This window comes from Roseomonas haemaphysalidis (assembly GCF_017355405.1).
GTDB lineage: Bacteria > Pseudomonadota > Alphaproteobacteria > Acetobacterales > Acetobacteraceae > Pseudoroseomonas > Pseudoroseomonas haemaphysalidis.
Genome location: NZ_CP061177.1, coordinates 2,959,719 through 2,982,833, shown reverse-complemented (window position 1 = coordinate 2,982,833; position 23,115 = coordinate 2,959,719). Strand labels below are relative to the sequence as shown.

General features: G+C 71.2%; 21 protein-coding genes. 10 read left to right on the top strand and 11 right to left on the bottom strand.

The window, feature by feature from the left end; genetic code table 11:
* Window positions 1-12: 12 nt before the first annotated feature.
* Window positions 13-1,407: an alpha,alpha-trehalose-phosphate synthase (UDP-forming) gene (locus tag IAI59_RS13815; RefSeq protein WP_207419651.1), complete on the bottom strand. Its 1,395-nt coding sequence runs from the start codon at window positions 1,405-1,407 to the stop codon at window positions 13-15.
* 276 nt (window positions 1,408-1,683) lie between these two features.
* On the opposite strand from IAI59_RS13815, the gene IAI59_RS13810 reads away from it, so the two are divergent.
* Complete coding sequence (locus IAI59_RS13810; protein WP_207419652.1) at window positions 1,684-2,745, top strand: glycosyltransferase family 4 protein; 1,062 nt, start codon at window positions 1,684-1,686, stop codon at window positions 2,743-2,745.
* Window positions 2,746-2,805: 60 nt separating this feature from the next.
* Here the strand turns inward: IAI59_RS13810 and IAI59_RS13805 are convergent, their stop codons facing one another.
* Together IAI59_RS13805 and IAI59_RS13800 are read right to left on the bottom strand one after the other, a co-directional pair.
* Window positions 2,806-3,444, bottom strand: a complete 639-nt coding sequence (locus tag IAI59_RS13805; protein ID WP_207419653.1) for a flavin reductase family protein — start codon at window positions 3,442-3,444, stop codon at window positions 2,806-2,808.
* 55 nt (window positions 3,445-3,499) lie between these two features.
* Window positions 3,500-4,717 carry an MFS transporter gene (locus IAI59_RS13800; RefSeq protein ID WP_336512485.1) on the bottom strand — a complete coding sequence of 406 codons (1,218 nt, stop codon included), beginning with the start codon at window positions 4,715-4,717 and terminating at the stop codon, window positions 3,500-3,502.
* A gap of 122 nt (window positions 4,718-4,839) precedes the next feature.
* On the opposite strand from IAI59_RS13800, the gene IAI59_RS13795 reads away from it, so the two are divergent.
* Window positions 4,840-5,412, top strand: a complete 573-nt coding sequence (locus tag IAI59_RS13795) for a TetR/AcrR family transcriptional regulator (protein WP_207419655.1) — start codon at window positions 4,840-4,842, stop codon at window positions 5,410-5,412.
* A gap of 10 nt (window positions 5,413-5,422) precedes the next feature.
* Here IAI59_RS13795 and IAI59_RS13790 read toward each other — a convergent pair whose 3' ends face one another.
* From IAI59_RS13790 to IAI59_RS13775, 4 genes are all read right to left on the bottom strand, one after another.
* Entirely contained in the window at window positions 5,423-6,379 is a 957-nt protein-coding gene (locus tag IAI59_RS13790) for an ABC transporter substrate-binding protein (RefSeq protein WP_207419656.1), read from the bottom strand.
* Window positions 6,380-6,460: 81 nt separating this feature from the next.
* The gene (locus IAI59_RS13785; RefSeq protein WP_207419657.1) at window positions 6,461-7,210 is read right to left on the bottom strand and encodes an ABC transporter ATP-binding protein; all 750 of its coding nucleotides are present in this window, start codon (window positions 7,208-7,210) and stop codon (window positions 6,461-6,463) included.
* Window positions 7,211-7,212: 2 nt separating this feature from the next.
* Window positions 7,213-8,040 carry an ABC transporter permease gene (locus tag IAI59_RS13780; RefSeq protein ID WP_207419658.1) on the bottom strand — a complete coding sequence of 276 codons (828 nt, stop codon included), beginning with the start codon at window positions 8,038-8,040 and terminating at the stop codon, window positions 7,213-7,215.
* A 158-nt stretch (window positions 8,041-8,198) separates the two neighbouring features.
* Entirely contained in the window at window positions 8,199-9,170 is a 972-nt protein-coding gene (locus IAI59_RS13775; protein WP_207419659.1) for a 2-hydroxyacid dehydrogenase, read from the bottom strand.
* Between the two features lie 131 nt (window positions 9,171-9,301).
* On the opposite strand from IAI59_RS13775, the gene IAI59_RS13770 reads away from it, so the two are divergent.
* The 4 genes from IAI59_RS13770 to IAI59_RS13755 are packed head-to-tail and all read left to right on the top strand — an operon-like array spanning window position 9,302 to window position 12,753.
* Window positions 9,302-10,090 (top strand): SDR family oxidoreductase, encoded by a 789-nt coding sequence (locus IAI59_RS13770; RefSeq protein ID WP_207419660.1) that lies wholly within the window; start codon window positions 9,302-9,304, stop codon window positions 10,088-10,090.
* Window positions 10,083-11,360 (top strand): hydantoinase/carbamoylase family amidase, encoded by a 1,278-nt coding sequence (locus tag IAI59_RS13765; protein WP_237181128.1) that lies wholly within the window; start codon window positions 10,083-10,085, stop codon window positions 11,358-11,360. Before IAI59_RS13770 ends, IAI59_RS13765 begins: the two co-directional genes overlap by 8 nt.
* On the top strand, window positions 11,336-11,857 hold the full coding sequence (locus tag IAI59_RS13760) for a YaiI/YqxD family protein (RefSeq protein WP_419556473.1): 522 nt from the start codon (window positions 11,336-11,338) through the stop codon (window positions 11,855-11,857). Before IAI59_RS13765 ends, IAI59_RS13760 begins: the two co-directional genes overlap by 25 nt.
* Window positions 11,851-12,753 (top strand): retroviral-like aspartic protease family protein, encoded by a 903-nt coding sequence (locus tag IAI59_RS13755; RefSeq protein ID WP_207419662.1) that lies wholly within the window; start codon window positions 11,851-11,853, stop codon window positions 12,751-12,753. The genes IAI59_RS13760 and IAI59_RS13755 overlap by 7 nt, the downstream gene beginning before the upstream one ends.
* A 4-nt stretch (window positions 12,754-12,757) precedes the next feature.
* Here IAI59_RS13755 and IAI59_RS13750 read toward each other — a convergent pair whose 3' ends face one another.
* Window positions 12,758-15,121 carry a penicillin acylase family protein gene (locus IAI59_RS13750; RefSeq protein WP_207419663.1) on the bottom strand — a complete coding sequence of 788 codons (2,364 nt, stop codon included), beginning with the start codon at window positions 15,119-15,121 and terminating at the stop codon, window positions 12,758-12,760.
* Window positions 15,122-15,196: 75 nt separating this feature from the next.
* Between IAI59_RS13750 and IAI59_RS13745 the strand changes: the two genes are divergently transcribed.
* The 4 genes from IAI59_RS13745 (at window position 15,197) to IAI59_RS13730 (ending at window position 19,960) form a co-directional block, all read left to right on the top strand.
* Entirely contained in the window at window positions 15,197-16,690 is a 1,494-nt protein-coding gene (locus tag IAI59_RS13745; protein WP_237181026.1) for an N-acyl-D-amino-acid deacylase family protein, read from the top strand.
* 46 nt (window positions 16,691-16,736) lie between these two features.
* Window positions 16,737-17,324 carry a LysE family translocator gene (locus tag IAI59_RS13740; protein WP_207419664.1) on the top strand — a complete coding sequence of 196 codons (588 nt, stop codon included), beginning with the start codon at window positions 16,737-16,739 and terminating at the stop codon, window positions 17,322-17,324.
* Between the two features lie 99 nt (window positions 17,325-17,423).
* Window positions 17,424-18,803, top strand: coding sequence for a class II 3-deoxy-7-phosphoheptulonate synthase (locus IAI59_RS13735; protein ID WP_207419665.1), 1,380 nt, complete (start codon window positions 17,424-17,426; stop codon window positions 18,801-18,803).
* Window positions 18,800-19,960 (top strand): beta/alpha barrel domain-containing protein, encoded by a 1,161-nt coding sequence (locus tag IAI59_RS13730; protein WP_207419666.1) that lies wholly within the window; start codon window positions 18,800-18,802, stop codon window positions 19,958-19,960. The genes IAI59_RS13735 and IAI59_RS13730 overlap by 4 nt, the downstream gene beginning before the upstream one ends.
* Here IAI59_RS13730 and IAI59_RS13725 read toward each other — a convergent pair.
* From IAI59_RS13725 to IAI59_RS13715, 3 genes are read right to left on the bottom strand one after another with little or no spacing between them, the layout of a single operon-like run.
* A complete protein-coding gene (locus IAI59_RS13725) occupies window positions 19,957-20,733 on the bottom strand; it encodes an N-acyl homoserine lactonase family protein (protein ID WP_207419667.1) in 777 nt (258 codons plus the stop codon). The genes IAI59_RS13730 and IAI59_RS13725 overlap by 4 nt on opposite strands.
* On the bottom strand, window positions 20,730-21,497 hold the full coding sequence (locus IAI59_RS13720; protein WP_207419668.1) for an SDR family NAD(P)-dependent oxidoreductase: 768 nt from the start codon (window positions 21,495-21,497) through the stop codon (window positions 20,730-20,732). Before IAI59_RS13720 ends, IAI59_RS13725 begins: the two co-directional genes overlap by 4 nt.
* Entirely contained in the window at window positions 21,497-23,077 is a 1,581-nt protein-coding gene (locus IAI59_RS13715; RefSeq protein WP_207419669.1) for an ABC transporter substrate-binding protein, read from the bottom strand. Before IAI59_RS13715 ends, IAI59_RS13720 begins: the two co-directional genes overlap by 1 nt.
* Window positions 23,078-23,115 lie beyond the last annotated feature (38 nt).

Below are 23,115 nucleotides of genomic sequence, written 5' to 3'. Positions count from 1 at the left end.
CCTGGTGGCGGTTCAGGCGACGGCGGGCAGCGCCGCGGGCTGGCGCAGGTCGCGCTCGAAGCGGTCGCGCCAGCGGTCCAGGCTGTTGTGGCGCATGGCGGCGAACATGGCGGCGTGGCGCTCGCGCCGCTCGGCCAGCGGCATCTCCAGCGCCTGGAGCAGGGCGGCGGCCATGCCCTGCTCGTCATGCGGGTTGACCAGCAGCGCGGCGTCCAGCTCCCGCGCCGCGCCGGCGAAGCGCGACAGCACCAGCACGCCCGGATCGGCGGGGTTCTGCGCCGCCACGTATTCCTTGGCCACGAGGTTCATGCCGTCGCGCAGCGGCGTCACCAGCCCGACCTGCGCGCCGGCATACATCGGCATCAGGTCGCGCCGCGCGAAGGAGCGGTTGAGGTAGCGCAGCGGCGTCCAGTCCAGCTCCGCGAAGCGGCCGTTGATGCGACCGGCCTCGCCTTCCAGTTCACGGCGGATTTCCTGGTAGGCCTGCACGTCGGAGCGCGACGGCACGGCGATCTGCGCGAATTCCACGCGGCGGTGCCAGGCCGGGTTCTCCGCCAGAAAGCGCTCATAGGCGTGGAAGCGCTGCGGCAGGCCCTTGGAATAATCCAGCCGGTCCACGCTCATCACCAGGGCGCGGCCACGCAGGCTGTCCCGCAACGCGGCGACGGGGGGGCTGTCCTGTGCCGCCTCGGCGCGCAGCAGGTCGTCCTGCACGCCGATGGGGTAGACGCCGGTGCGCAGCACGCGGCCGCCCACGGCGAGCACGCCCTCGGCGCGGGCCTCGCCGCCCATCTCGCGCTGCACGTAGTCGGCGAAGGCCTGGCGGTCGGGCTCGGTCTGGAAGCCGATCAGGTCGTATTGCACCATTGCCGCCATCAGCTCGGCATGCGCCGGGATGTTCATCAGCAGCGCCGGCGCCGGAAAGGGGATGTGCAGGAACAGCCCGATGCGGTTACCGGCGCCGCGGGCGCGCAGCGCCTCGGCCAGGCAGAGCAGGTGGTAGTCATGCACCCAGACCACATCCTGCGGCGCCACCAGCGGCAGCAGCGCATCGGCGAAGCGGCCGTTGACGCGGCGGTAGCCCGCGAACTCCGCCCAGTCGAAGCGCGACAGGCCCGCCTGGTAATGGAACACCGGCCACAACGTGCCGTTGGCGAAGCCCTTGTAGTAGGCGTCGTAGTCGCCCTGGTTGAGGTCCATGGTGTAGAGGCTGACGGGGCCGGAGCGCTGTTCCGTCACCGGCAGCGGCGGCGTCACCATGTCCGGCACCACCGAACCGCTCCAGCCGAACCAGCGGCCGCCCTTTTGCCGCAGCGCGTCCATCACGCCGGCGGCGAGGCCGCCGGCGGTGGGCTCGCCTTCCGTGATGGGGGCGACGCGGTTGGAAACGACGATCAGGCGGGACATCTGGCTTCGCCCTGGCACAGGTTGCGAGCCGCATGGGAGGGCGCGATTCAGGCAGAATTGCGCCGGGTGGCGGCCGAATCCGTGGCGCGGCGGTGAACCCGGCATGTCTGCGCCGCAATGCAACGAGCCCATATTTCGCCATAATCAAACGCTAGTACTTTAGCTGGGTGAGGGTGTAACGCTGGCCGACAACCAGTCACGCTCGCCAATTTTTCAGTATTGCTCAAGTCCATCTTCGTACCTGTGGTTGCAGGTACAGTCCTGAGGGAACGCTTCATGCGTATCGCGCAAATCGCCCCGCTGTTCGAGGCAGTCCCGCCCAAGCTTTACGGCGGGACGGAGCGGGTGGTGCATTCGCTGACCGAGGAGCTGGTCGCGATGGGTCACGACGTCACGCTGTTCGCCAGCGGTGATTCCGTGACCAGCGCCAAGCTGGCCGCCATGCGCCCCGAGGCGCTGCGCCTGGACCCGACGGTGAAGGACTGGGTGGCGCATTACATGAAGATGGTGGAAACCGTGGGCCGCCGCGCCGACGAGTTCGACGTCATCCATTCGCACATCGACTACTTCCCGCTGGGGCTGCTGACGCGCCAGCGCACGCCGTTCCTGACCACGCTGCACGGCCGCCTGGACCTGCCCGAGTTCGGCGAGATCTACGGCACCTACAAGCACACGCCCTTTGTCTCCATCTCCGACCACCAGCGCGGCCCGATCCCGCAGCTGCACTGGGCGCGCACCGTGCTGCACGGCATGCCGGCCGAGCGCCTCCGGCCGTTGGACGTGAAGCAGGAGTATCTGGCGTTCCTGGGCCGTGTTTCGCCGGAAAAGGGCCTGGACCGCGCGATCCGCATCGCGGCCGCCGCCGGCATGAAGCTGAAGGTCGCCGCCAAGGTCGACAACGCGGACAAGGACTACTGGGAAAACGAGATCAAGCCGCTGCTGAGCATCGGCGATGTCGAGTTCATCGGCGAGATCAACGACGACCAGAAGCCCGAGTTCCTGTCCGGCGCCCACGCGCTGCTGTTCCCGATCCGCTGGCCGGAGCCGTTCGGCCTGGTGATGATCGAGAGCATGGCTTGCGGCACCCCGGTGATCGCCTTCCGCCATGGCTCGGTGCCCGAGGTGATGGAGGACGGGCTGACCGGCTTCGTCGTCGAGACGGAGGAGGAGGCGCTGGCCGCCATCGGCCGGCTGCCGCAGCTGGACCGCGCCGCCGTGCGCAAGCGGTTCGACCAGCGCTTCACCGCCCGCCGCATGGCGCAGGACTACCTGGACCTGTACCAGGAGCTGATCGACGCCGCGAACGCGCCGCGCCTGCGCGCCGTCGCCGGCGACTAAGGCTGCCGCATCGCCAAATCGGAAGGCCGGGGAACCTCGTTTCCCCGGCCTTTCGTCGTTTCAGAGCTGCTTGCGGGCCAACCAGTCCGGCAGCGGGATGCGCGGCACCTCCACGCGGTCCGTGGTGCGCAGGTACCAGCCGCCGCCATGCATGCGGCCCACCAGCCCCAGGCGGGGCGTGTCGACATGGTGGCGCGCGGCGTCCAGCACGCAGTCGTCGCGCACGTGCAGCGCCAGGATACGGCCCAGCACCAGGGTGTTGCCGCCCAGCGGGATGAGCTGGTGGGTTTCGCATTCGAAGGCCACGGGGCTGCGCGCGATGCGCGGCGGGGCGACCTTGCTGGAAGGCAGGGTATCCAGCCCGGCCTCGGCCAGCTCGTCCACCTCCGGCGGCAGGTTGATGGCGGTGACGTTCATGGCGTCCAGCGCGTCTTCCGGCACCAGGCACAGGGTGAACTGGCCGGTGGCCTGAATGTTGGCCAGCGTGTCCTTGTTCAGCTCCGCGCCGGTGGCCCCGCCGATGCTCAGCGCCAGGATCGGCGGGTCGCTGGACACGGCATTGAAAAAGGAAAAGGGAGCGGCGTTCAGCACGCCGGCCGCATCCTGCGTGACCACCCAGGCGATCGGCCGTGGCACCACCGTCGCGGTGATCAGCTTGTAGCGGTCCTTGGTGGGCAGGGTGGTGAAGTCGAACAGCATCGGGCGGGTCCTGTGGGGCACGGCATGGTGCGGGGCGCCGCCCGGTGCTGTCCAGTCAGGCGCTGGCGGCGGCGGCCGGGCCGCGCTTGATGGCGAGCGAGATGCCGGCCGCCGCCAGCCCCGTGACGCCGGCCAGCAGGAACATGCCCAGGTAGTCGCCCTGGCTGTCACGCATCACCCCGCCCAGGAAGGCGGCGCTGGCGGCGCCGATCTGGTGCCCGGCGGCGATCCAGCCGAAGACCACCGGCGCGTCGCGCTCGCCGAAGGCCTCTGTGGCCAGCCGCAGGGTGGGGGGCACGGTGGCGATCCAGTCCAGGCCATAGAACACGGCGAAAAGGCTGAGGCCGTAGAAAGAGAAATCGGAATACGGCAGGTAGATCAGCGACAGCCCCCGCAGCGCGTAATAGATGAACAGCAGCTTGCGCGGGTCGTAGCGGTCGGTCAGCCAGCCCGACAGGGTGGTGCCCACCAGGTCGAACACCCCCATCACCGCCAGCAGGCCGGCCGCCCGCACCTCGGGGATGCCCATGTCGCCGCACAAGGCGATCAGGTGGGTGCCGACCAGCCCGTTGGTGGTGAAGCCACAAACGAAGAAGGTGGCGAACAGGTACCAGAAGGCCCGCGTGCGGGCGGCGCGCCCCAGGCTGCCGAAGGTGGTGGCCAGCAGGCCGCGCGGCGGTGGCGGCGGCTGCCAGTCGGCGCCGGCGCCATAGGGCACCAGCCCGGCCGATTGCGGCTTTTCCGGCACCAGCAGCCAGACCAGCGGGATCACCAGGGCCGTGGCGGCGGATACGCTGAGCACCACGGGGCGCCAGCCGCCGGCCTGGGCGATCGCCGCCAGGGCCGGCAGGAACAACAAGGTGCCGGTGGCGGTGCTGGCCGTCAGCAGGCCCATGACCAGCCCGCGGTGGCTGACGAACCAGCGGTTGGTGATGGTGGCACCCAGCACCATGGCGACCGCGCCGCAGCCGATGCCCGACATCACGCCCCAGCACAGCACCAGGTGCCAGGGCTGCGTCATGAAGGCGGACAGGGCCGTGGCGCCGGTCATCAGCACCAGTGCGCCGAGCACGGTGCGGCGCAGGCCGAAATTCGCCATCAGCGCCGCGGCGAAGGGACCGACCAGCCCGTACAGGAAGATGCCGATGCCGGCGGCCAGCGCCGTGGTGCCGCGCCCCCAGCCGAAGGCCTGTTCCAGCGGCAGGATCAGGACGCCGGGGGTGGAGCGCTGCGCGGCCGATACCAGCAGCGCCACAAAGATGACGGCCAGCACGACAAATGCATATTTCTGGCCAAGAGGCCGCTGACGGACTAGGTTCATGTGACCGATCGGTACGTTGCGTTTCCGCAGCCTACGTACCGAGCGGTAACATCGTCAAGGGCCCTGTCAGCCGCATGAGCGAATCCAAGCCCACCGCCGCCGCGCGGATCCGCGGCAGCGCCGCCGAGCTGTTCTACCGGGAAGGCATCCGTGCCGTGGGGGTGGAGCAGATCGTCACCTCGGCCGGCGTCACCAAGCCGAGCCTTTACCGGTCCTTTCCGTCCAAGGACGCGCTCGCCGCCTGCTACCTGCGCGATTACGACGCCCGGTTCTGGCAGCGGTTCGATGCCGCCGCGGCCGCGCACCCTGGCGCCCCGCGCGCGCAGATCGCGGCCTTCCTGCGGCCTTTGGCGGAACGCGCGGCCAAGACGGGTTTCCGTGGCTGCGGCCTGACCAACGCCGCCGTGGAATACCCCGAGCAGGGCCACCCGGCGCGAAAGGTGAGCGAGAGCAGCAAGAACGAGCTGCGCCGCCGCTTGCGCGCCCTGGCGCGCGAGATGGGCGCGCCGGACGCGCTGGGTGACGGCCTGCTGCTGCTGATCGAGGGTGCCTACGTGTCGGGGCAGTTGTTCGGCGCCGGCGGGCCCGCCGTGGCGGTGGCCGAGGCGGCCGACCGCCTGATCGGCGCCTGGCTGCCTGGCGCCTGACCGACCCGCCTCAGCCCGACACGAACTCCGTATCCAGTGCCGCCGCCACGCTGACCTTGCGGGACAGCACGCCGTATTCCACGGCGCGATCGGCCGCCTGCTGCAGCTCCGCGATGAGGGCCTGGTCCAGCGCCACGCTCCGGGTGTCCTGGCTGGCCTGGGCGATGCGCATCAACGGCTCGGGGATGCGGGTCAGCGCCGCGGTGGTGGCGGCAAAGGCGGGCAGGTGGCCCCGCGCCCAATCCCAACCTTCCTGCTGCCGGCGCAGGAAATCCTGGATCAGCGGGCGCTTGCTTTGCAGTGCATCGGCATGGGCGGAGGTTAGCGTGACGGAAGGGCACAGGCCCGCGCCATCGCGCAGCACGCGGGCGCCGAAGGTTTCGGTCTCGATGGCTACGTAGGGTTGCCACACCGGCCAGGCGTCGATGGCGCCGGACCGGAAGGCCAGGGCCGCATCCACGGGGCCGAGGGGCACCAGGGTCACCTCGCTGGCATCCACCTTGGCCTCGGCCAGCGCGGCCCTGGCCAGGAAATGGCCCCAGCCGCCGCGATTGATGGCGATCCGGCGGCCCCGCAGGTCGGCCACCGTCTTCAGCGGGCTGTCGCCCCGTACCAGGATCGCCTGGCTGCGCGGATCGGCGCGGGTGGCACCGACGGCGCGAATGGGCGCGCCATTGGCGTAGACGGCCAGAAACGGGAACTCGCCCTGGCTGCCCAGGTCCAGTGCGCCGGCGTTCAACGCTTCCAGCAATGGCGCCGCGGCGGGAAACTCGCTCCACTCGATGCGAAACGGCATGCCCTTGTCCTGGCCCGAAGCTTCCAGGAGGGAGCGGACGCCACCCCTCTGGTTGCCCACGCGCAGCACGGGCAGCGACTGGGCCCGCGCAATGGCGGGAAAGGCGAGCGTGGCGGCGGCGGCGGCCAGCAGCGCGCGGCGGCGCGGTGCCGTGAAGGGCGTGTTCGTCATGTAGGATCGTCCTGATGGGGGTGGGGCTGGGAGCGGCTCAGCGCCGCCGACATCGGCCCCGGAATGACAATGCGGGACGCATCAGGCGGCGTTCCGCGCCGCGGCCCGGTCATTGCCATCCTCGTCCACGCCCAGTGCGGCCAGCAGGCGGAGCCGCAATGCGTCGAACCCGGCCTCGGCGCGGCGGCGCGGGCGGGGCAGGGACACGGGGATATCCTCCACCAGATGCCCGCCGGCGAGCACGAGCACGCGGTCGGCCAGGAGCAGCGCCTCCTCCACGTCGTGCGTCACCAGCAGCACGGCCGGCCGGTGCAGTTGCACGAGCTGCGCCACCAGCGACTGCATGCGCAGCCGCGTGAGCGCGTCCAGCGCCGCGAAGGGCTCGTCCAGCAACAAGAGCTCCGGCGCACGCACCAGAGCGCGCGCCAGCCCGACCCGCTGCGCTTCACCACCCGACAGGGTCAGCGGCCAGGCGCCGGCGCGGTGGGTCAGCTCCACCTCGGCCAGCGCCGCCAGGGCGCGGGCGCGGTTCTGCGCGGCATTGCCCGGCAAGCCGAGGGCGACATTGTCCTGCACGGATTTCCACGGCAGCAGCCGGGGCTCCTGAAACACCACGGCGCGGCGGTCCGGCAGGGTGGCATGTCCTTCCGCAACCGGGTCGAGCCCTGCCAGGGTGCGCAGCAAGGTGGTCTTGCCGGAGCCGGAGCGGCCGAGCAGCGCCACGAACTCACCGGCCTGGATGGACAGGTCGATGCCATCCAGCACCGCCGGCCTGTCCGGGCCGTGAAAGCGGCGGGTGAGGCCGCGCAGGGAAACGACGGGGGCGGTCATGCTCAATCCTCCCGTACCAGGGTGGGGCGCCAGGCCAGGGCGTGGCGTTCCAGCACCCGCACCAGCTGGTCCGCGCCGAGGCCGAGCAGGGCGTAAACCATCAGCCCCACCACGATGATGTCGGTGCGCAGGAATTCCCGGGCGTCCATCACCAGAAAGCCGATGCCGGCGGTGGCGTTGATCTGCTCGCCGACCACCAGGGACAGCCAGGCGGTGCCCAGGGCGTAGCGCAGCCCGACCAGTGCCTGCGGCAAGGCCGACGGCAGCACGATATGGCGGATGCGCGCGGCGGACGACAGGCCGAGCACGCGCCCGGCCTCCAGCAGCTTCGGGTCGGTGCCGCGAATGCCGCCGAACAGCGTCAGGTAGATCGGAAAGGTCGCGCCGAGCGCCACCAGGGTGATCTTGGTGGCCTCGCCGATGCCGAGCCAAAGGATCAGCAGCGGCACCAGCGCCAGAAAGGGCAGGGCGCGCAGCATCTGCAAGGTGGCGTCGATCGCGTCCTCGCCCCGGCGGGACAGGCCGGACAGCAGCCCCAGCCCGGTGCCCAGCACGATGGCGATGGCAAGGCCGATGCCGACCCGCTGCAGCGACACCAGCAGGTGGTGACCCAGCTCGCCCGAGGCGGTCAGCGTCCATGCCGCGGCCAGGATGGCGGAAGGCGGCGCCAGCAGCCGGGTGGAGATCAACCCGGATTGCGCGGCCGCCTGCCACGCCAGCACGAGCAGCAGCGGCACCACGAAGCGGCGGGCGCGGCCCAGCGACCAGCGGCGCGGCCCCGCCCGGGCGGGGACGACGAGCGCCGCCGGGGTGGCGGTGGTGGCGCTCACGGCCGGCCGCCCCTGTGGCAGGCGGTATCCCGGGGGCTGCGGTCGGGGTCGGGCATCGAGGTCTCCTGTCGCCGGTCGGGTCCGGCGACAGTTTTAACAAGAATCGGTCGCTAGTAAAATATTTATGCCGTTAGCCATCGTAATTTATTGGACGGTCGTCAGCCGACCCGGTTCGGCGGTGACTCGCCGCGCAGCAGGACCGCGTCCAGATTGTCGAGGGCGAGGTGGCCCATGGCGTCGCGCGTTTCCACGGTGGCACTGCCGAGATGCGGCAGCAGAACAAGGTTCTGGGTGGTGTGATAGCCTTCGAACAGCTGTGGCTCGCCATCGAAGACATCCAGTCCCGCGGCGCGCAGATGGCCGCTGCCCAGTGCCGCGCACAGCGCCGCGTCGTCCACCGTGGAGCCGCGCCCGGTGTTCACCACGATGCTGCCGGGGCGGAGCAGCGCCAGGCGCCGCGCATCCAGCCAGTGTCGCGTGGCGGCGCCGCCGGGGATATGCATGGACAGGACGTCGATCGCGCCCAGAAAACCCTCATCGCTATCGTGATATCGTGCGCCGCCCGCCTCGGCATCCGGCAGGGGGTGGCGGTTGCGGTAATGGATTTCCATGCCGAAGCCGCGCGCCATCCGCGCCAGCTCCTGCCCGATCCGCCCCATGCCCAGGATGCCGAGCTTCTTGCCCGCCAGCGTGACCCCCATCAGCTGCGTGGGCGCCCAGCCGGTCCATTGCCGGGCACGGAGGAATCGCTCGCCCTCGCCGGCGCGGCGGGCGGTGGCCAGGATCAGCAGCATGGCGATCTCGGCGGTGGCGACGCTGAGCACGTCCGGCGTGTTGGTGACGGGAATGCCCCGCGCGGCCGCGGCCTTGAGGTCGATGTGGTCGGTGCCGGCGCTGAAGGTGGCGATGATCTGCACGCTGTCCGGCAGCGCCGCGATGGCTTCCGCCGTCATGGCGTCCCCCGCCGCGCAGAGGATGCCCGCCACCCCGGCCTGTGCCGCCGCGCGGGCGATCTCGGCCCCGCTCATCGGCGTGTCGGCGGCGTTGGGCACGGTGGCGTAGTCGCGCGCGGCGCGGGCCTCCACGGCGGGCGGGAAGTGGCGGGTCATCAGCAGCGGCGGCTTGGGCATCGGGGCTCCAGGATTGCGTTCCTCGGGCACAGCTTGGAGGGGGCGGGCGCCGCCGCCAAGGGCCGGCCCGGTCTTGCCTTCCGGCGGCGGACCCGCCACCGTCCCGCCCGACCGATACGGGAGGACGACACATGGATCTGGGTCTCAAGGGCAAGCGCGCGCTGGTGATGGGTGGCTCCAAGGGCCTTGGCCGCTCGGTGGCCGACGCGCTGGCGGCCGAGGGCGTGGCCATTGCCGTGTCCGGCCGCGAGCAGGCCAGCCTCGACCGCGTGGCGGGGGAGCTGACCAAGCTCGGCGCCAGCAAGGCCGTGGGCATCCCGGCCGACGTGGCGGACGGCGCGCAGATGGACGCGCTGGTGGACAAGGCCATCGCGGAGCTGGGCGGCATCGATATCCTGGTGCTGAACCACGGCGGCCCGCCGCAGTGCACGGCGGCCGACATCAAGCAGGAGGACCTGTCCACCTGGTTCCAGCGCATCGTGCTGTCGCCCATCCGCGCCGCGACCCGCGCGCTGCCGGCGATGCGCGAGCGCAAGTGGGGCCGCATCATCATCATCGGCTCCTCGGGCATGGTGCAGCCGCTGGCGAACCTGGCGCTGTCCAACACCCTGCGCGCCGCGATGGTGGGCTGGAACAAGACGCTGGCGGCCGAGGTGGCCGGCGATGGCGTGACCTGCAACATCCTGGCCCCCGGCGCCATTCGCACCGACCGCAGCGTGGAGCTGGCCTCCGGCGCCGCGCAGAAGCAGGGCAAGACCGCCGAGGAGATCATCCAGGCGCGCAGCAAGACCATTCCGGCCGGCCGCTACGGCACCCCGGATGAGTTCGGGCCGATGGGCGCCTTCCTGGCTTCCGACCGCGCCGCCTATACCACCGGGCGCATCCACCTGGTCGATGGCGGGGCCGTGGTCGGTGTCTGAACCGCGGCGCGCCAACCTGACGCCGGATGTGGACCTGGCGTCGCGCATGTTCGACGAGCTGCGCGCCAACAGCACCGACGGCCTGGGCGTCACGCGCGACGCTTATGGCCCCGGCGAGCGGATGGCGCATGCCCTGGCCCGCCGCGAGGCGGAGGCCCTGGGCCTGGAGGTCAAGGCGGACCCCGTCGGCAACCTTTACATGACCCTGCCGGGCAACGACCGGGCGGCGCCACAGGTGCTGCTCGGCAGCCATCTGGATTCGGTGAAGGAAGGCGGCAACTTCGACGGCGCCGCCGGCGTGCTGGCGGGGCTGGCGGCGGTGGCCGGGCTGAAGCGCGCGGGCTTCCGCCCGGCGCGCGACATCACCGTGATCGCGACGCGGGCGGAGGAGGCGGGGGCGTGGTTCCCCACCTCCTACCCTGGCAGCCGCGGCGCGCTGGGAATGCTCAAGGCGGCCGAGCTGCAGGTGAAGCGGCAGGACACCGGCCGCTCGCTGGCCGACCACATGCGCGAGGAAGGCTTCGACCCCGGCTTCGCCGAACGTGGCGAGACGGTGCTCACGCCCGCCAACACCGCAGCCTTCCTGGAACTGCACATCGAGCAGGGACCGGTGCTGGACGCGGAGCAGGTTCCGGTCGCGGTGGTCACGGGCATTCCCGGCTCGCGCCGCCTGCGGCAGGGCCGCGTGGTCGGGGAATACAACCATTCCGGCGGCACCCCCCGCCGCTTCCGCCGCGACGCCGCCATCGCGCTGGCCGAGTTCGCGCTGGGGCTGGACGAGGAATGGGCGCGGCTGGAAGCCCATGGCCACCGGCTGGTCTGCACCTTCTGCACCATGGCCACCACCGCCGAGGCGGGCTTCACCAAGATCGCCGGCGAGGCGACCTTCATGCTGGACGTGCGCGCGGTGAACCCGGCCAGCGTGGACGCCGTGTTCGCACGGCTGGCCGAGCTGGTGCCGGAGATCGAGGCACGGCGTGGCGTGCGCTTCGAACTTGGCCCGGAAACCGGCTCCCTGGCCTCGCCCATGGATGCGGGCGTGCGGGCCGGGCTGGCGCGCGCGGCGGCGGCGGCGGGCGTCGGCTGCATCGAGATGGCATCCGGCGGCGGGCATGACGCGGCGGCCTTCGCGGCGGCGGGCATTCCGTCCGGCATGCTGTTCGTGCGCAACCAGAACGGCAGCCACAATCCGCACGAGGCCATGCGCATGGAGGACTTCTCCGCCGCCTGCGCCGTGGTGACGCAGTGGCTGACCGAGGCGGCGGGTTGAAGCCGGACATCTACATCGACGCGGACGCCTGCCCGGTGCGGGACGAGGTGTTCCGCGTGGCCGAGCGGCTCGGCCTCACGGTGCATGTGGTCAGCAACGGTTCGCGCGGCATCCGCCTGCCGGAGGTCGACTGGATCCGGCGGGTGATCGTGGAAGCCGGCGCCGACGTCGCGGATGACTGGATCGCGGAGCATGTCTCGGCGCAGGATGTCTGCGTGACCTCCGACATCCCGCTCGCGTCCCGCTGCCTGGAAAAGGGTGCCCGCGCCATCAGCAGCAACGGCAGGCTCTGGACCACGGACAACATCGGCTCGGCGCTGGCCGGGCGCGCGGTGGCGGAGCACCTGCGCTCCACCGGCGCCACCACGCGCGGGCCGGCGCCGATGCAGGGCTCCGACAAGTCCCGCTTTTTGTCGGCGCTGGAAACCGAATGCCAGGCGGCGATCCGCGCCAAGGCCTCGCCCCCCGTGGCGCTGTGGCGGCCGATCGAATGGTGATGCGCGGGGCGGCGCTGGCGCTGGCGGGGCTGCTGGCCGCCTGCGCCGCACCCTGCGCGCCCGATGCCGGCGACGCGTTGAACCTGACCATGCTGCGCGGCGTGCCCATCGTGCAGGCGCATGTGAACGGCACGCCCACGCCGTTCCTGCTGGATACCGGCGCCACCAACACCGTGATGCTGCCCGAGGGCGTGGAGCGGCTGCGGTTGCCCACCGATGCGACGCGCGTGACCCGGGGGCGCGGCATCGGCGGCGGCTTTTCCGCCAACAATGTCGTGGTAGGCGAGCTGCGGGTGGGCCGGCGGGCGGTCAACAACCTGACCGTACCGGTGATCGCGCATGGCATGCCCGGCCAGCCGGTCATGGCGGGCGTGCTGGGGGCGGACTTCCTGGGCATCTCGGACCTGGAGATCGACATCCCCGCCCGGCGGCTGACGCTGCACGGAGGGGGGGCGTGCAGCGCGAGCCAGCCCCCCTGGGCGGGCTCCTTCGACACGGTGCCGGTGCGGGTGCTGCCGGGCGGCTGGGTGCTGGTGCGGGTGCTGATGGACGGGCAGCCGGTCGAGGCGCTGCTGGACACCGGCGCCGCGCTCAGCACCTTCCGCCAGTCCACGGCGCTGCGGATCGGCATGCCCGCCGCCGTGCTGGCGCAGCCCGTGGCGGGGCAGGTGCACGGCGCCGGGCAGGACCGGCTGGATGTCCGCGCGTTTCGCTTCAACACCATGCAGGTGGGGCAGGACGTGACGCAGGGCATGGTGGTGGGCGTCACGGCGCTGCCCGACACCGAGCCCTTCGACATGGTGCTGGGGCAGGACTTCATGCGGTCCCGCCGCCTGTGGCTGTCCTATTCCAGCCAGCGCCTCTTCGTGCAGCGGGTCGAGGCGCCGGCGCGCTGAACGGCTAGCCCGGCAGCAGGTCGATGCGCTGCATCTCCATGGCGTCCACCTTGTCGCGCGAATACAGCAGCGGCACGTATTCGCCGCGCGCCCAATGCGGCGCGAGGTCCGCGTAGTGCGGCGAGCGCGGGTCGCCCGACTGGCCCGGGGCGTTGATGGCGATGCTGTTGTCCCATTCGCCCACATCCATCACCAGCCGGACGGAAGCGCCGTGCATGGCGCGGAAGTCGCTGGGCCGGTAGCCGGTGTGCATGGGCGTGGAAGCGGAGCCGCCCACCGGCAGCGGCCCGACATCGAGCTGCGCCGGGGCATCCGGCAACCCGGCCAGCGCGTGCTGGAAGTAGCCGTGGTGCAGGTGCCCCCATTCCCAGCCGGAAGGCGAGGCGCCCATGCGCTTCTCGCAATCGCGGAAGGCGTCCACCAGGCATTCGCTCAGCAGCGTGTCACGTGCCGTGCGGGGGTCGTTGCCGAAGCGCCTGTCCGGCGTTTCCAGAACACGCAGCAGCACCTCGGTATCCTGCGGCAGCAGCAGCGGGCGGAGCGATGCGTCGGGCACCAGCGCCGCCAGCATGCGCGGCTTCAGGAACTTCGCCAGGAACACCTCGAACAGCGCCGCGGCCGGGGAGGAGGCACGCAGGCGGAAATCCCAGTCCTCCAGCAGCATCAGCGCGGCCCAGAGTTCCGGCGGCGCGCCGGCGCGCGGCAGGCGCAGCAGCAGGGCGCAAAGGCGGCGGGCGGGGATCGACAGCACGTCGGTCTGCAACGCCGCCGAATCCTCCACCCGGTGCAGCGGCGCGCCGTTGACGCCGGTGGCGCCCAGCACTTCGCGGATGCGCCTGGCCCGCGATGCCTCCGTCCACTCGAAGCCGTACATCTTTTCCAGGTGCGGCCAGTCGGGCGGCAGGTTCTGCTCGTTGGCGGAGGCGACAAACCCTTCCGGCGGGTTCACCAGCGTGGGGTTCAGCGACTGGTCGAGCAGCCCGGACCATTCGTAGCGGCCATCCCCCGGCATCGGCAGCAGCCCATCCCAGTTGGGGCGCTGCGGCGCGAAGCCCGCGGGCATCCAGGCGATGGTGCCGCCGGTATCGGCATAGACGTGGTTGACCGAGGGCGTGCCCCAGCCGCGCATCGCCGCGGCGTAGTCGTCCAGCGTGGTGGCGCGCATGCCGGACAGGCTGCGCAGATAGGGCGCCGAGCCGGGCAGCGACCACACGCTGCGGATGGCCACCGCCTGGCCGGCGCCTTCGGCCAGCACGGGGCCGTGGCGGGTGAAGCGCAGCGTCAGGGTCTGCGACGGGTGGCCCTTCACGGCGAATTCGGCGACATCCTCGACGAAGTCCTCCTCGCCGTCGCCGTAGCGGTAGGCGCGGCCTTCGGCGACGGTCTCGTAGACCATCACGTCTTCCTGGTCGGCGCCGTGGATGGTCAGCGCGAAGGCACTGGTGCCGTTGTGGCCGATGGAGATGCCGGGCACCGCCGGCTCGCCGGCGCCAATGGCGTTGAAGCCCGGCGAATCCAGGTGAACGATGTAGCGCAGGCCCGGCGCCGCATGGGCGCGGTGCGGGTCGCTGGCCAGGATGGGGCGGCCGCTTTCCGTGCGGCTGCCATGCACGGCCCAGTTGTTGGAGCCGTCCATCTCCGCCGCGCGCATCACCTCGCCGCTGTCGGCCACCTTGCTCCAGCGACGCCAGTCCTCCAGCGGCGCGGCCAGCCGCTCGGGGCTGAAGGTGACGCCGGCGGTGGCGAGCTTGAAGACGTCGAGGCATTCCGGCGCGATGGAGGCGAGGTCCAGGCCGCGCGGCCGCGTCGGCTCGCGCATCGGCTCGATGTCGCGGCGCAGCAGGTCGGTGGCGAGGTCGGCACGCGACAGCACCACGGCGCGCAGCACTTCCGACAGGGCGTTGCGCGTCAGGCTGTGGCTGCGGATGCGCACCACGTCCTCCGCCGCCCAGTGGCGCGGGGTGGTGCCGAGCAACGCGAATTCCGGTGGCAGGCGCTCCGGCTCGCGCGCGCAAAGGTCGACATAGGCGTTGATGCCGCTGGCGAAGGCGGCGCAGATGTCGCGCGCGTCGGGCGCATAGGCGGCGAACTCGGCATCCATGTTGCCGCGGTACAGGAACAGGCGGGACGCGCGGTCCTGGGCCAGGAAGCCGGGGCCGAAATCGGCCGCCAGCAGGCCGAGCCCGCGCTTGCGCCACAGGTCGATCTGCCACAGCCGGTCGCGCGCCGCGTTGAAGCCCTGGGTGAACCACAGGTCGGCCTCGGACTCGGCACGCAGGTGCGGCACGCCCCAGCGGTCCACCACGATGGAGGCCGGCGCCTGCAGCCCCGGGACCGTCAGGGTTTCGTGCGGTGTGGTTTGGTTCATCGGGGCGTTCCTCCAGCTCGGGCGGCGGGAAGGCTAGGGGCGGGGGGCGGCTGGCGCAACGTGGCGGACGGGGGCATGATCGCATCCCCTGCCGGCTTTCCTGAGGAGCGTTCCGCCATGGCGCTGCACTGCGACACCATCATCCGCGATGCCACCATCTTCGACGGCACGGGCGCGCCCCGGCGCATCGGCGACGTGGGCGTCAGCGGCGACCGGATCGTGGGCGTGGGCGACCTGGGTGGCGCGCGGGCCGAGCGCGAGGTGATCGGCACCGGCAAGGCCCTGGCGCCGGGCTTCATCGACGCCCACACGCATGACGACCGCGCCGTGCTGTGCGGCCCCGCCTGCACGCTGTGCAAGATCAGCCAGGGCGTCACCACCGTGGTGGTGGGCAACTGCGGCATCAGCCTTTCGCCCATGCGCCACACCGCCAAGCGCCCGCCGGCGCCGCTGGACCTGCTGGGCGACGAGGCCTGGTGGACCTTCGACAGCTTCGGCGACTACGCGGACGCGCTGAAGACCCAGGGCAGCGAGGTCAACACCTACGCGCTGATCGGCCACCAGACGCTGCGGGTGGAATCCATGAACGGCGACGTGCACCGCGTGGCGCGCGACAGCGAGATCGACCGCATGCACGCGCGGCTGAAGCAGTCACTGCTGGAAGGCGCGTCCGGCTTCTCGACCGGCCTGTACTATCCGCTGAACAGCGCGGCGACGACGGAAGAGGTGATCGCGGTGGCGGACGCGCTGCGCACCACGGATGGCCTCTACACCAGCCACATGCGCGACGAGGCCAACCACGTCTGCGCCTCGATCGAGGAAACGCTGCGGATCGGCACGCGCATCGGGCGGCCGGTGGTGATCAGCCACCACAAGTGCTCGATGCCGGAGAACTACGGCCGCAGCGTGCAGACTCTGGGGCTGATCGGCGCCGCCGCCTCCATGCAGGAAGTGGCCTTCGACATGTATCCCTATCCCGCCGGCTCCACCGTGCTGATGGCGGACAAGGTTCGGTCGGACCTGCGCACCATCATCACCTGGTCGGTGCCCTACCCGGAGATGGCGGGCAAGGACCTGTCCGAGATCGCGCGCGGATGGAACACCGACCTGCGCGCCGCGGCCGAGCGGCTGACCCCGGCCGGCGCCGTGACCTTCCAGATGGACGAGGAGGACGTGCGCCGCATCATGCGCCACCCGCTGTCCATGATCGGCTCCGACGGCCTGCCACATGACGAGAAGCCGCATCCGCGCCTGTGGGGTACCTTTCCGCGCGTGCTGGGCTTCTATTCCCGCCAGCTCGGCCTGTTCGACCTGGAGACGGCGGTACACAAGATGACCGGCCGCGCGGCGGGCGTGTTCGGCATGGTGGACCGCGGCGTGATCCGGGAGGGCGCCTATGCCGACTTGGTGCTGTTTGACCCCGCCACCGTGATCGACAACGCCACCTTCGAGGACCCGATCCAGATGAGCGTCGGCATCGAGCGGGTCTGGGCGAATGGCGTGCTGTCCTTCGCCGAGGGCAAGGCGACCGGCCAGAAGCCGGGGCGGCTGGTGACGCGCGGCAGGTAGGTCAGAAGCATTGACCTAAACCGGGCGGCGCGCCACGCTGCCCGGCATGGAAACGATCCTGCCCCTGCTGGGCTTCGCCGTGGCCTCCAGCGTCACGCCCGGGCCGAACACGCTGATGGTCAGCGCCATGGCGGCGGCGGGCGGGCTTCGCGGCACGCTGCCGGCGCTGCTGGGCATCAGCCTAGGTTTCATGGCGCTTTTGCTGGCCGCCGCCCTGGGGCTGGCGGCGCCGCTGGCGGCCAGCCCGCCCTTGCAGGGCATCCTCCGCTACCTCGGCGTGGCCTGGCTGCTGTATCTGGCCTGGAAGATCGGCCGCGCGCCGGCGCCCGTCTCCGGTGCCGCCCCGCGCGGCTTTGGCTTCTGGGGCGCCGCCGGGTTCCAGTGGGTCAACCCCAAGGCGTGGATGGTGGCGCTGGCCGCGATCCCGGCCTTTGCCCAGCCGGGGGAGGGCGCGCTAGCCACCGGGCTGCGCGTGGCGCTGGTCTTCGGGGCCGTGTCGCTGCCCTGCCTGCTGGTCTGGGTAGCGGTGGGCCGGGGCGCGGGGCGGCTTTTGCACACGCCGCGCGCATGGCGGCGCTTCAACCTCGCCATGGGTCTGCTGCTGGCCGCCAGCGTCCTGCCGCTGCTGCGCTGAGCCTGCCGCAGGGCAGCCGCGCGCCTGCCCGGTAGCCCTCGGCCCCCGGCTCGGTCTATCGTTCCGGCCAATAAGCTTGAGACGAGGAAGACGAGTGTGATGACGGTGCGCGGGTGGCAGCCCGGAAGCTGGCGCGACATGCCGATCCGGCAGGTGCCAGACTATCCGGACGCGACGAAGCTGAAGGCGATGGAGGCGAAGCTCGCCGGCTTTCCGCCCTTGGTCTTCGCCGGCGAGGCCCGGCGCCTGCAGCAGCAGCTGGCCGATGCCGGGCAGGGGCGCGCCTTTATCCTGCAGGGCGGCGATTGTGCCGAGGGCTTCCCCGACTTCAACGCCAACACCATCCGCGACACCTTCCGGGTGCTGCTGCAGATGGCGGTGGTGCTGACCTTCGGCGGCGGGCTGCCGGTGGTGAAGCTGGGCCGCATGGCCGGGCAATTCGCCAAGCCGCGCTCCTCCGACACCGAGACGCAGGGCGGGGTGACGCTGCCGTCCTATCGCGGCGACATCATCAACGGCCCCGAGTTCACGCCCGAGGCGCGGCTGCCCGAGCCGTCGCGCATGGAATTCGCCTACATGCAGTCGGCGGGCACGCTGAACCTGCTGCGCGCTTTTGCCACCGGCGGCTACGCCGACCTGCACCAGGTGCACCGCTGGAATCTCGGCTTCGTGGAGCGCAGCCCGCTGGCCGAGCGCTACCAGGACCTGGCGTCGCGCATCGACGAGACGCTGCGCTTCATGGCGGCCTGCGGCATGTCCAACGCGCCGCAGGTGCGCGAAACCGAGTTCTACACCAGCCACGAGGCGCTGCTGCTGCCCTACGAGGAAGCGCTGACCCGCGTGGATTCCACCACGGGCGACTGGTACGCCTGTTCCGCCCACTTCCTGTGGATCGGCGACCGCACGCGGCAGCCGGATGGCGCGCATGTGGAGTTCCTGCGCGGGGTGAAAAACCCACTGGGCCTGAAGGTCGGCCCCACCACCGACCCGTCCGAGCTGGTGCGGCTGTGCGAGCTGCTGAACCCCGGCAACGCGCCTGGCCGGCTGACGCTGATCAGCCGCATGGGCGCCGGCAAGGTGGCGGAAAAGCTGCCGCCGCTGCTGCGCGCGGTGCGCGACGCGGGGCGCGAGGTGGTGTGGCTGTGCGACCCCATGCACGGCAACACCCACACCGCCGGCGCCTACAAGACCCGTTCCTTTGACAGCATCCTGACGGAGGTGCGCGGCTTCTTTGACGCGCATGGCGAGGCCGGCACATGGCCCGGCGGCGTGCATGTGGAGATGACGGGGCGCGACGTGACGGAATGCATCGGCGGCGCGCACAAGCTGACCGAGGCCGACCTCGCCGCCAACTACGCCACCCAGTGCGACCCGCGGCTGAATGCCGAGCAGGCGCTGGAGCTGGCCTTCCTGGTGGCGGAGGAGCTGAAGGCCCGCCGCCCCGAAGGCAGCCGCATGCCGCTGGTGGCCGCGCAGTGACCGCCGACACCCCGGTGCTGACCCCTGGCGACGCGCTGATCGCCGGGCGCACGGACGTCTACTTCAACCGCACCAAGGCGATCGTTTCGCGCTTCGGCGATTGCCGCGTCACCTACGCGGTGTTTCTGCGCCGCCCTGTGGTTTCGGCACCGCGGCTGGCGCTGGAATGGCTGGCCTCCGTGGCCGTTGAGCGCGGCACGGAGATCGAGATCGAGCTGATGCACAAGGAAGGCGAGTGGGTGGGGGCGGGCGACCCGATCCTCTACATCACAGGCTCCTTCACGCAGCTCGCGGATCTGGAAACGCTGTACCTGCAGAAGCTCGGCGCACCCTGCGTCGCGGCGCACAACGCCTATCAGATGGCGCTGGAACTGCCGCAGGTGCCGTTTCTGGCCATGGAGGCGCGGCACTGCGCCGGCGCCGAGATGCAGGAGATGATGGCCTACGCCGCTTCCGTCGGCTCCGCCGCCGCGAAGCGCGAAGGGGCCCAGGGGTTCATCGGCAACGCCAACGACCAGACCGCGCACTGGTTCGGCAATGCGCGCGGCTACGGCACCATGCCGCATGCGTTGATCGGCTACGCCGGCAGCACCGTGCGCGCGGCCGAGATGTTCTTCGAGACCTTTCCCGATGAAAGCCTGACCGTGCTGGTCGACTATTTCGGGCGGGAGGTCACGGACGGCATCGAGGTCTGCGCCCGCTTCGCCGAGCTCGCGGCCGGGGGGCGGCTGTCGGTGCGGCTGGACACCCATGGCGGCCGGTTCCTGGAAGGGCTGGACCCGGCGGAAAGCTACGCGGTGCTGGAGCGCCATGCCCCCAGCACCATCCGCCGCTATCGCAGCGAAACGGAACTGCGCCACCTGGTCGGCACCGGCGTCTCGGCCGCCGCCATCTGGCGGATGCGGGAAGCCCTGGACCAGGCGGGATACCCCAAGGTGAAGATCGTCGCCTCCTCCGGCTTCGGTGTCACTAAGTGCCGGGTGATGGCGGAAGCCAAGGCGCCGGTGGACGTGGTGGGCACCGGCAGCTTCATTCCCAACACCTGGAGCGAAACCTACGCGACCGCCGACATCATCGAGTATGACGGCAAGCCGCAGGTGAAGATCGGCCGCGAGTTCCTGCTTCGCAAGAACGGCGCCCGCAAGCGCCAGGGCTAGTCCAGCCGCACCAGCCAGCCCTCGCCCCCCGCGAGGGCGGGCGGGTGCGCCAGGGCCACCCAGGGGTCGTGCGAGGGGATCACCAGCTCCGGCGCATCGGCCGCCGCCAGCACGGCCTCGAACCCCGCCAGCGCGTCGCCCACGTGGAACAGCGAGGGGAAGGGGATGCGGCGGTCCAGATGCGCGCGCGTCGCCACCACGTCGCCCGCCAGCACCATGCGGCCGCGCCGGGTGCCGAGCACCGCGAATTGCAGCCCGTCCGTATGGCCGCCGGCATGCAGCAGCGTCAGGCCCGGCAGCAGGTCCACCCGCCCGTCATGCAGCATGAGCCGCCCCTGGTGCAGCAAGGCGACATGCGCGGCGATGTCGGCGGCCTCATAGCCTGCCCGCAGCATGGGGTGGCGCATGGCGGGGCCGGTGACAAAGGCCATCTCCCGCGCCTGCATGTGGAAGGTGGCATTGGGGAACAGCCCGGGCTGCCCCGCGTGGTCCCAGTGCAGGTGGGTCTGCACCACGTGCCGCACCGCCGCCGGGTCGATGCCCAGCAGCGCCATGGCGCGGGGCAGCCCCTGCACGAAGCTCTTGCCGTAGCGGGCGCAGGCGGCCTCGTCGGCGCCGGTGTCGAAGGCCACCCAGCCATCCGGCCCTTTCAACAGGAAGGCGTGGTAGGCGAAGGGGAAGGGCGCGTCGCCGCCGGCCCCGCCCAGAAAGCTGCGAGCCTCCGTGCGGTGCGTATCCTCGGCGTAGCGGACGGCATAGGCTTCCCAGGTCACGGGCGCATTCCCATCAAGGACAGCCCGCCGTCCACCGTGACGGTGCTGCCGGTCACATAGCCGGCGAGGCCGCTGGCCAGAAACAGGATGGCGCCGGCCACGTCCTCCGGCGTGCCGGTGCGGGCGGCCGGGATCAGGGCCAGCTTGGCGTCGCGCCAGCCGGGGCTTTCCCGCGCCACGCGGTTGAATTCCGTTTCGATGGTGCCGGGGGCGACGAGGTTCACCGTGATGTTCTCCGCCGCCAGCTCCAGCGCCATCTGCCGCGCCAGCTGCATCAGCCCGCCCTTGGCGCTGCCATAGGCCACCAGCCCCGGATTGGGCATCCACTGGTTGACGGAGGAGGTGAAGACGATCCGCCCGCCCCCGCCGCCCGCGCGCATGATGCCCGCCGCTTCCCGCCCCAGCGCGAAGCCGGCCGCGAGGTTGATGGCGTGCACCCGGGCGAACTCGGCGTCCGTCGTTTCCGCCAGCGGCTTGCGCAGCAGCACCCCGGCGTTGGACACCAGGATGTCCAGGCCGCCGAGCGCCTCGGCCGCCCGGTGCGGCAGGGCACATGCGGCCTCCACGTCAGACAGGTCGGCCTGCAGCGCCACGCCACCGGTCGTGGCGGCCAGCGCCATGGCCACGGCCGGCTCGGCCATGTGGTGCACGGCCACCCGCGCGCCGGCCTCCGCCAGCAGCCGCGCGGTGGCGCGACCGATGCCGTCGGTGCCCGCGCCGGTGACCAGCGCGCGCTTGCCCGAAAGATCGATGGACAAGGGCATCAGCGGCGGGCCCGGATCTCGATGGCCAGCGTTTCCTCGTCGGCGCGGGGCGTGAAGTCCAGGCGGTCGCCGCGCCCGGCCCACAGGGATTCGAAGGTCAGGATGGGAATCACCAGGTGCTGCGCCATGGTCTGCTGCATGGCCTGTTCCAGCAAGGCGCGCCGGGCGCCCTCGTCCAGCGTGCGGCGGGCCTGCTGGATCAACGTGTCGATGCCGGGCACCGAGATGCCGGAATAATTGATGGCGCCGAGGCCCAGCTCGCGGCTCGGCGTGTGGATCTGGCTGGTCAGGAAGTAGCTGCTTTCGCCCGTCAGGCTGCCCCAGCCGGCGGCGTGCAGCGGCCATTCGCGCCGCGCGCGGGCGGGAAAGAAGGTGGCGCGCGGCATGACGTTCAGGTCCACCTTGATGCCGGCGCGCTGCAACTGCTGCGCCGCGGCCTCACAGATCTTGCTGTCGTTGACGAAGCGGTCGCTGGGGCAGGACAGGCTGGTCTGGAAGCCGTTGGGATAGCCGGCCTCCCGCAGCAATGCCCGCGCGCGCTCCAGGTCGAAGCGCGCGGGCGGCACGGCGGGGGAATAGCCGAAGAATCCTTCCGGAATGGCTTGGTTTGCGACGCGCGCACGGCCTTCCATCAGCCGCTCCACGATGCTCTGCCGGTTCAGCGCCAGCGACACCGCCTCGCGCACCCGCGCGTCCTGCCAGGGGTTCCTGTTCAGCGGCTGGCCCTGGGCGTCACGCAGCCCGGGCATGCTGTCCTTCCCCATCTCGGGGAACAGCATGTAGACGTAGGAAGATACGCCGCCGAAGACCTTGAAGCGCTGGCCTGCGCCTTCCGCTTCCAGCCGCTTCACGTCCTGCAACGGCACGGCGTTGATGAAATCCACGTCGCCCGCCAGCAGCGCGCCGACGCGCGCGCCATCGGCCGGGATGGGGCGGAAGCTGACGCGCGACCAGTCGGGGCGGCCGCCGAAATAGGCGTCGTTGCGGTCCAGCACCATGGGCTGCCCCGGCTGCCAGGACACGAAACGATAAGGACCCGTGCCGATGGCGGCCGAACCGTTGTTGAAGGCGCTGGTCGTCTGCACCCCCTTGGCGGAGGAGAGGATGAACACGCTGGTCAGGTTGATGGGCAGCAGCGGCACCGGGCCGTCGGTGATGAAGCGGACCGTCAGCGGGTCCACCACCTGCACCTCCCTGATGCCCTGGATGTAGGTGGCATAGCTGTTCGGGTTGCCCTGCACATTGGGCAGGCGGGCGATGCTGAAGCGCACGTCCTCCGCCGTCAGCGGGCTGCCGTCATGGAAGGTGACGCCGGGGCGAAGCTTGAATTCCCAGGTCGTCTCGTCCACCGCGCGCCAGGATTCCGCCAGCGACGGGCGGATCTGCAACGCCGGGTCGCGCGACACCAGCGTGTCGTAGATGTTGCGCAGGGCCGAGGTGTTGGTGCCCAGCAGGTTGAACTGCGGGTCCAGCGTGCTCGGCTCGCCCTGGATGCCGACGGTCAGGTTCTGCGCCACGGCGGGCACGGCCAGGAGCGTGGCCAGCGCCAATGGCGCGGCAAGGCGGAAGGCGCGGGGCATCGGACAGGACTCCTGGGCGGTCGTTTCGGTTGCCGCGC

Excerpts from the sequence above, each read along its gene's own strand:
- IAI59_RS13745 (WP_237181026.1), top strand. The coding sequence starts at position 15,197 with ATGATCGCATCCCCTGCCGGCTTTCCTGAGGAGCGTTCCGCCATGGCG.
- IAI59_RS13715 (WP_207419669.1), bottom strand. The coding sequence starts at position 23,077 with ATGCCCCGCGCCTTCCGCCTTGCCGCGCCATTGGCGCTGGCCACGCTC.
- IAI59_RS13750 (WP_207419663.1), bottom strand. The coding sequence starts at position 15,121 with ATGAACCAAACCACACCGCACGAAACCCTGACGGTCCCGGGGCTGCAG.
- IAI59_RS13810 (WP_207419652.1), top strand. The coding sequence starts at position 1,684 with ATGCGTATCGCGCAAATCGCCCCGCTGTTCGAGGCAGTCCCGCCCAAG.
- IAI59_RS13740 (WP_207419664.1), top strand. The coding sequence starts at position 16,737 with ATGGAAACGATCCTGCCCCTGCTGGGCTTCGCCGTGGCCTCCAGCGTC.
- IAI59_RS13785 (WP_207419657.1), bottom strand. The coding sequence starts at position 7,210 with ATGACCGCCCCCGTCGTTTCCCTGCGCGGCCTCACCCGCCGCTTTCAC.
- IAI59_RS13720 (WP_207419668.1), bottom strand. The coding sequence starts at position 21,497 with ATGCCCTTGTCCATCGATCTTTCGGGCAAGCGCGCGCTGGTCACCGGC.
- IAI59_RS13755 (WP_207419662.1), top strand. The coding sequence starts at position 11,851 with ATGGTGATGCGCGGGGCGGCGCTGGCGCTGGCGGGGCTGCTGGCCGCC.
- IAI59_RS13775 (WP_207419659.1), bottom strand. The coding sequence starts at position 9,170 with ATGCCCAAGCCGCCGCTGCTGATGACCCGCCACTTCCCGCCCGCCGTG.
- IAI59_RS13735 (WP_207419665.1), top strand. The coding sequence starts at position 17,424 with ATGACGGTGCGCGGGTGGCAGCCCGGAAGCTGGCGCGACATGCCGATC.
- IAI59_RS13790 (WP_207419656.1), bottom strand. The coding sequence starts at position 6,379 with ATGACGAACACGCCCTTCACGGCACCGCGCCGCCGCGCGCTGCTGGCC.
- IAI59_RS13805 (WP_207419653.1), bottom strand. The coding sequence starts at position 3,444 with ATGCTGTTCGACTTCACCACCCTGCCCACCAAGGACCGCTACAAGCTG.
- IAI59_RS13770 (WP_207419660.1), top strand. The coding sequence starts at position 9,302 with ATGGATCTGGGTCTCAAGGGCAAGCGCGCGCTGGTGATGGGTGGCTCC.
- IAI59_RS13795 (WP_207419655.1), top strand. The coding sequence starts at position 4,840 with ATGAGCGAATCCAAGCCCACCGCCGCCGCGCGGATCCGCGGCAGCGCC.
- IAI59_RS13815 (WP_207419651.1), bottom strand. The coding sequence starts at position 1,407 with ATGTCCCGCCTGATCGTCGTTTCCAACCGCGTCGCCCCCATCACGGAA.